6 protein-coding genes and 1 pseudogene are annotated in these 6,891 nt (G+C 74.2%); 6 read left to right on the top strand and 1 reads right to left on the bottom strand.

Translation table 11 applies throughout. From position 1 onward, the window contains the following. The 4 genes and pseudogenes from ACFU0Y_RS16070 to pknB form a co-directional block, all read left to right on the top strand. A pseudogene (locus tag ACFU0Y_RS16070) lies at positions 1 to 211 on the top strand (FtsW/RodA/SpoVE family cell cycle protein); the annotation flags it as partial. Next, entirely contained in the window at positions 208 to 1,653 is a 1,446-nt protein-coding gene (locus ACFU0Y_RS16065) for a peptidoglycan D,D-transpeptidase FtsI family protein (protein WP_380215619.1), read from the top strand. The pseudogene ACFU0Y_RS16070 and the gene ACFU0Y_RS16065, both read left to right, overlap by 4 nt. Beyond that, positions 1,650 to 3,404, top strand: coding sequence for a protein kinase (locus tag ACFU0Y_RS16060; RefSeq protein ID WP_380215617.1), 1,755 nt, complete (start codon positions 1,650 to 1,652; stop codon positions 3,402 to 3,404). The genes ACFU0Y_RS16065 and ACFU0Y_RS16060 overlap by 4 nt, the downstream gene beginning before the upstream one ends. Positions 3,405 to 3,407: 3 nt before the next feature. After that, on the top strand, positions 3,408 to 5,438 hold the full coding sequence (gene pknB / locus ACFU0Y_RS16055) for a Stk1 family PASTA domain-containing Ser/Thr kinase (RefSeq protein WP_380215615.1): 2,031 nt from the start codon (positions 3,408 to 3,410) through the stop codon (positions 5,436 to 5,438). Positions 5,439 to 5,456: 18 nt separating this feature from the next. On the opposite strand, the gene ACFU0Y_RS16050 is transcribed toward pknB, so the two are convergent. After that, positions 5,457 to 6,095 carry an anthranilate synthase component II gene (locus tag ACFU0Y_RS16050; protein ID WP_380215613.1) on the bottom strand — a complete coding sequence of 213 codons (639 nt, stop codon included), beginning with the start codon at positions 6,093 to 6,095 and terminating at the stop codon, positions 5,457 to 5,459. 141 nt (positions 6,096 to 6,236) lie between these two features. On the opposite strand from ACFU0Y_RS16050, the gene ACFU0Y_RS16045 reads away from it, so the two are divergent. Together ACFU0Y_RS16045 and ACFU0Y_RS16040 are read left to right on the top strand one after the other, a co-directional pair. After that, positions 6,237 to 6,638 carry a cell division protein CrgA gene (locus ACFU0Y_RS16045; RefSeq protein WP_380215611.1) on the top strand — a complete coding sequence of 134 codons (402 nt, stop codon included), beginning with the start codon at positions 6,237 to 6,239 and terminating at the stop codon, positions 6,636 to 6,638. Beyond that, positions 6,635 to 6,841, top strand: coding sequence for a hypothetical protein (locus ACFU0Y_RS16040; RefSeq protein WP_380215609.1), 207 nt, complete (start codon positions 6,635 to 6,637; stop codon positions 6,839 to 6,841). Before ACFU0Y_RS16045 ends, ACFU0Y_RS16040 begins: the two co-directional genes overlap by 4 nt. Positions 6,842 to 6,891: the final 50 nt, after the last annotated feature.

Below are 6,891 nucleotides of genomic sequence, written 5' to 3'. Positions count from 1 at the left end.
GCCCTCCCCCGACACGGCCCGCGGTCCGGAGGTGCCCGCCGACACCGCCGCCACCGAGCCGATCGCCGCCGCCGGTCCCGGCGGCCACCGGGACGCCGAGGACGCGGACCACCACGGCGGCACCCCCACCGAGGCGATGTCCCGCCTCACCGACAAGGACCGCAGGGGCCCCGGCGGGTCCCGGAGCACCGAGAACGGAGGAGCATCGTGAACCGGGCGATCCGACACACCTGGGTGGCCGGCGTGGCGATCTTCACCGTGCTGCTCCTCGCGCTGACCTACGTGCAGTTCGTCGCGGCGCGCACGCTGGAGGCGCACCCGTGGAACAACCGCAGCCTCTACGACCAGTTCGGCGCGGACCGCGGGGCGATCCTCGTGGACGGGGACCCGAAGGCGTCCTCGGTGCCCTCGGAGGACGACTTCGAGTACCAGCGCGTCTACTCCGATCCGCTGGTCTACGGGCACCTGACCGGCTACTTCTCCCTCGTCTACGGGGCCACGGGTCTCGAGGCGGCCCTCGGGGAGGAGCTCTCCGGCGCTTCCGACGAGCAGTTCTACGACCGGGTGGTCTCGATGTTCTCCGGCAACCAGCCCACGGGCGCGTCGGTGGAGCTCACCATCGACCCGGTGCTGCAGCAGACCGCCGCCGACCTGCTCGAGGGGCGGAAGGGCTCGGTCGTGGCGCTCGACCCGCAGACGGGCGCGATCCTCGCCATGGTCTCGAGCCCCGGCTACGACCCCAACGAGCTGGCCTCGCACGACTCGGGCTCCGTGATCGCCGCCGCGGAGCGGCTCAACGCGGACCCCGACGAGCCCCTCGTGAACCGGGCCGTCGCCGGTGACCTCTACGCCCCCGCCTCGACGTTCAAGATCATCGACACCGTGGCCGCCCTCGAGTCCGGGGACTACACCACGGAGACGCTGATCCCGAACCCCCAGGAGCTGCCCCTGCCCGCCACCGACGTGACCCTGCCCAACTACGTGGGCGGCGGGTGCACCGCCCGCACGGAGGCGGACCTGGAGTTCGCGCTCGAGCAGTCCTGCAACACGCCCTTCGCCTCCATCGCCCTGGACCTCGGGGAGGACGCCATCCGGGAGACCGCCCGGAACTTCGGCTACGGGGAGCCCCTCTCGGTGCCGCTCCAGGTGACCCCGTCGGTGTTCCCCGAGGAGCTCAACGAGGCCCAGCTCGCGCTGTCCTCGATCGGCCAGTACGACGTGCGCACCACACCCCTGCAGGTGGCCATGATGAGCGCCACGATCGCCAACAACGGCGTGCAGATGAAGCCCCAGCTCGTGCGCACCGTGCGCTCCGCGGACCTGTCCGTCATCGAGGAGCTCAACCCGGAGCAGCTGCGCCGCTCCACGAGCGCGGACGTCGCACGGACCGTCTCGGACCTCATGGTCCAGGTCGTCCAGGACGGCATCGCCCGTGGCGCCGCCGTGCCCGGGGTCGAGGTCGCCGGGAAGACGGGCACCGCCGAGATCGGCTCGGACGAGGGACTCAACGACGCCTGGTTCACGGGCTTCGCCCCGGCCGACGACCCCCAGGTGGCCCTCGCCGTCGTCTTCGAGGACGTGGACGTGGCGACGGGCGCCTCGCTGACCAGTCCGGGTGCCAAGCGACTCTTCGAGGCGGTGTTGAACAAGTGAGACCATCGTCGAGCACCGTCCTGGGCGGCCGCTACGCGCTGACCGATCGGATCGCGATCGGCGGCATGGGCGAGGTGTGGAAGGCCAAGGACCGGGTCCTGGGCCGGATCGTGGCCGTGAAGATCCTCAAGGAGGAGTACACCGGGGACCCGAACTTCCTGCAGCGCTTCCGGGCGGAGGCCCGGCACACCGCGCTCCTGAACCACCCCGGTGTCGCCAACGTCTTCGACTACGGCGAGGAGGAGGGCTCCGCCTTCCTCGTGATGGAGCTGGTCCCGGGCGAGCCGCTGTCCAACATCATCGAGCGGCAGAAGACGCTCGCCCCGGACACCGTGCTCAACTACATCGGGCAGACGGCCCGGGCGCTGGCCGCCGCGCACGCCCAGGGCCTGGTGCACCGCGACGTGAAGCCCGGCAACCTCATCATCACCCCGGACAACCGGGTGAAGGTCACGGACTTCGGCATCGCCCGCCTCGCGGACCAGGTGCCGCTCACGGCCACCGGGCAGGTCATGGGCACCGCCCAGTACCTCGCCCCGGAGCAGGCCACGGGGCAGACCGCCACGGGGTCCTCGGACATCTACTCGCTGGGCATCATCGGCTACGAGTGCCTGGCCGGCCGCCGCCCGTTCACCGGGGAGTCGCAGATCGCGATCGCCCTCGCGCAGGTCAACGACCCGCCGCCGCCGCTGAAGGACAGCGTGCCCGAGACCGTGCGGGCTCTGCTGATGTCGATGCTGGCGAAGGACCCCAAGGACCGCCCGGCCACGGCCGGCGCCCTGGCCACCGCCGTGGACGCCATCCGCCGCGGGGACGAGGACGCGGCGGTCGCGGCCGTCCCTGGGATGCGCCCCTTCCTCGACCTGCCCGACGACGACGCCACCCAGGCGTTCGAGCCCGTGCGCGACGAGCCGACGCAGGTGCTGGACCGGGACCGCACCGCGGCCGCCGCGGCGACCGGTGCCGCCGCCGCCGGGGCCGCCGGAGAACCCCGGCCCATCACCGCCGAGCTGGACGTCGTCGACGGCCCGGAGGGTCCCGGGGACGACCCCGGCACCGGTCCGGTCCGTCCCGAGGAGCGCCGGGAGCGCCGCTCGGTGTGGGCCTGGCTGCTGCCGGTGCTCCTGGTGCTGCTCCTCGTGGCGGGGCTGCTGTGGTTCTTCCTGCTGCGCGAGCCGGCGCCCGTGAGCCAGGAGCCCTCCCCCACGGGCACCGTCTCCACCTCGACGGTGGCCGGCGAGCCGACGCCCCCGGCGGCGGAGCAGCCCGGCGCGGACACCGTCGAGGTCCTCGCCGCCCGCTACGAGGGCCGGCCGGTGGACGAGGTGGTGCAGGAGCTCTCCGACCTGGGCTTCCCCGTGGAGCGGGAGGGTCGCACCGCGGACGAGGAGGAGAACACCGTCCTGTCCCTGAACCCCGTGGGCCAGGTGGCCCGGAGCACCACCATCACGGTGGTCTTCTCGACGGGCCCGGACACCGTGGAGCTCCCCTCCGGGATGGTCGGCCGGGACGCCGACCCGCTGATCGACGAGATCCGGCTCCTGGGCGTGAACATCATCCGCTACGACGAGACCACGGAGGACGCCGAGCCCGGGACCGTGCTGCGCACCCAGCCGCTGGGCGGCTCCACCGTGCGCCCCGGCGACACCATCGAGATGTGGGTCGCCGCGGCGCCCGAGACCGACTCCGCCCCCGCCACCGGATCGCCCTCGCCCGCCGCGACACCGACCGGGCCCGGCCAGGAGGACTGAGCCGTGCCGGGCCGGAACCCCGTCCCCTCCCTGATCAACGACCGCTACGAGGTGGGCGAGACCATCGGCCGCGGCGGGATGGCGACGGTCCACCTCGGCCGGGACCTGCGGCTGGGCCGGCGGGTGGCCATCAAGGTGCTGCGCCCGGAGCTGGCCCGGGACGGCACCTTCCACGAACGGTTCAAGCGCGAGGCGCAGTCCGTCGCGGCCCTGAACCACCACTCGATCGTCTCGGTCTACGACACCGGAGAGATCCTCGCGGCGACCGACGAGGGCGTGGACCGGCCGTACATCGTGATGGAGTACGTGCCCGGGCGGACCCTGCGCGAGCTGATCCACGAGAACGCCGTGACACCGCAGGAGGCCGTGGACGTCACCCTGGGCATCCTCGACGCCCTGGAGTACAGCCACCGGGCGGGCATCGTCCACCGGGACATCAAGCCCGCCAACGTGATCGTGACCCCGGAGCGGCAGATCAAGGTCATGGACTTCGGCATCGCCCGGGCCGTGGAGGACACCTCGCCGGCGCTGACGCAGGCCCAGGCCGTCCTCGGCACCGCGCAGTACCTGTCCCCGGAGCAGGCCCGGGGCGAGTCCGTGGACGCCCGCTCCGACCTCTACTCCGCCGCGTGCGTGCTCTTCGAGATGCTCACGGGACGGGCGCCCTTCGTGGGCGGCTCCTCGGTGGACATCGCGGCCCAGCACGTCCGGGACCGTCCCCCGCCGCCCTCCGAGCTGGACCCCCGGCTGGGCGGGCGCGTCGACGACTTCCTGGCCAAGGCCCTGGCCAAGGACCGGGCCGCCCGCTTCCAGGACGCCGGGCAGATGCGCCGGGCGCTGCGCGAGCTGCGCCCCGACGTGCCGGCGGACCTGGACGCCACCCAGCCCCTGCACGCGGTGCGGCCGCGCGACGAGGACACGAAGACCCTCCCGCCCGTGCCCGTGCCTGCTGCGGCTCAGGTCCCGGCGGCGGGGACCGCGGTCGCCGCGGCACCGGCCGCCGCCGCGGAGAGCGGCTCGATCCCCGCGGGGCGCCGCCGGCGGCACCCGGTGCGCGCGGCGGTGCTCGCGCTGCTCGCCCTGGCCGTGCTCGCGGTCCTGGGGCTCGTGGCCCTCCAGTGGGTCCAGGACCAGCGCGGCGGACCGGCGCTGGTCGCCGTCCCGTACGTGGCGGGGATGGACGCGTCGGTCGCCGAGACCGTGCTGCGCAACGCGGACCTCGTGCCGCAGCGCGAGGAGGTCTACGACGACGAGGTGCCCGAGGGCGACGTCGTGGGCACCGACCCCGCGGCCGACACGCAGGTCGAGGCGGGCTCCACCGTGGTCCTCGACGTCTCGCGGGGTCCCTCCGAGGTGGAGGTCCCCGGAGACCTCGCGGGCCGCTCCGAGGAGGACGCGCGGGACGCCCTGGAGGCGGCCGGGCTCGAGCCAGGGGCCACCCGCACGGCGAACAGCTCGTGGGTGCCCGAGGGAATGCTGGTCGCCACCGATCCGCCGGGCGGGACCACCGTGCCGAGCGGCTCGGAGGTCCGGCTCGTGCTGTCCACGGGACGGGTGACCGTGCCCCAGCTCGTGGGTCTGAGCCGGCAGGAGGCGGTCGCCGCGCTCGGCGCGGACGGGGTCCGGCTCTCGGCCGAGGTCGTCACCACCCCCCGGGCCGGGGTGCCGGCCGGGCAGGTCGTGGACCAGAGCGTCGGTGCCGGCGAGACCGCCCCGCAGGGCTCGACGGTCACGCTCACGGTGGCCGTGGCCCCGGAGCCCGAGCCGGCCCCGGAGCCGCTCCCCGCACCCCGCCCGTCGCCGTCCCCGGAGGAGACGGCGGAGCCGGAGGAGGACGCCGGGGAGACGGCCGGGCCCACGGAGGAGCCCGCCGGGGAGACCGGCGAGGAGCCGGACGGCGGGAACGAGGAGGAGGACCGGGCCGAGGCCGAGGAGCGCGCCGACGAGCGTGCCCGCGAGGCCGAGGAACGGGCGGACGAGCGTGCCCGGGAGGCCGCGGAGCGGGCCGGTGAGCGGGCCCGCGAGGACGGGTGACCCGGGGCCGGCCCGCGATCAGGCGGTGATCAGCGGGGACAGCGACGCCGCGGCGCGCGCCGCTCCCTTGAGGCCCACGAGCTCGAGCCAGTTGCCGAGCATGAGGTAGCCGCCCTCGGTGAGGACCGACTCGGGGTGGAACTGCAGCCCGTGCAGCGGGGCGCTCTTGTGCCGCAGCCCCATGATCACCCCGTTCGGAGTGCGCGCGGTGACCTCGAGGACGTCGGGCACGGACCGGTCCACCACGGCGAGCGAGTGGTAGCGGGTCGCCGTGAACGGGCTGGGCACCGACCCGAACACGCTCGTGCCGTTGTGCTCCACCTGCGAGGTCTTCCCGTGCATGAGCTCCTCGGCGTGGGTGACGGTGCCTCCGTACGCCTCGGCGAGGGCCTGGTGGCCGAGGCAGACGCCGAGCAGCGGCTGCTGCGTCTGCTCGGCGTGGCGGATCAGCGCGGTGCACACCCCCGCGTCGGCGGGGGCGCCCGGCCCGGGCGAGAGCAGAACGCCCTGGTGCCCGTCGGCGAGCGCGCACGCGGCGGCCTCGTCGAGGTCGTCGTTGCGGATGACCGTGGTCTCGGCACCGAGCTGCTCGAGGTAGCCGACGAGGGTGTAGACGAAGCTGTCGTAGTTGTCCACGACGAGGATCTTGACGGTCACAGGTTCTCCTGGGAGTGGGGTGCCTCTCGGCGCGTGCGCCCGTCCAGCTTACGCGTCCGCGGGAAGGCCCGCACCGGGCCGCTAGACTGGTGGACCGGACCCCCGCCGTGCAGACGGCCCGCTTGGTGACCAGGAGGATCAGTGCCCGAGTCGAAGAATCGCCGCAAGAAGCCGGCCCGCCGCCCGAGCGGCTCCGGCCGGCCGGCACCGGCCGCCGCCCCGCCCGTCGACGCGGAACTGGCGCGGCTGGCGGCGGAGGGGCTGCCCGGCGGCTCCACCGCCTTCGACCCGGAGGCCGCGGCGAACGCGGTGGCGCAGGAGCTCACCGAGCGCTCCCGGCACGGCTCCCCGGAGACGCACGCCCCCACGCCCACCTGGTACAAGGCCATCATGCTGGGCCTGCTGGTGGTCGGGCTGCTGTGGCTCATCGTCTACTACCTGTTCCAGGGCACCTACCCCGTGCCGGGGATCGGCACGTGGAACATCGGGGTGGGCCTGGCCCTGATGATGGTGGGGCTGATCATGACGACGAAGTGGCGGTGACCTCGGTGTCCCGCACCGGCAGCGGTCCCGAGGACCCGCAGGAGTCCTCCTCGCAGCCCCTCAAGGACGAGATCGCCGCGTCCCGGCCGAAGGAGGGACGGCGGCTGAACCCGGCGACGTTCGAGGTGCGGCTGCGCCGGTGGGCGCTGCTGCTGCTGGTCGCCGGACCCGTGATCTGGTTCGTGGTGCAGCAGCTGCGCTGACGCCGCTCGCGGCGCGCACGGCAGCGGCCCGCCCCCGTCCGGGGTGCGGG

It is taken from the genome of Kocuria sp. NPDC057446 (assembly GCF_042802875.1).
Taxonomy (GTDB): Bacteria; Actinomycetota; Actinomycetes; order Actinomycetales; family Micrococcaceae; genus Kocuria.
This window is presented reverse-complemented; position numbering and strand designations above follow the sequence as displayed.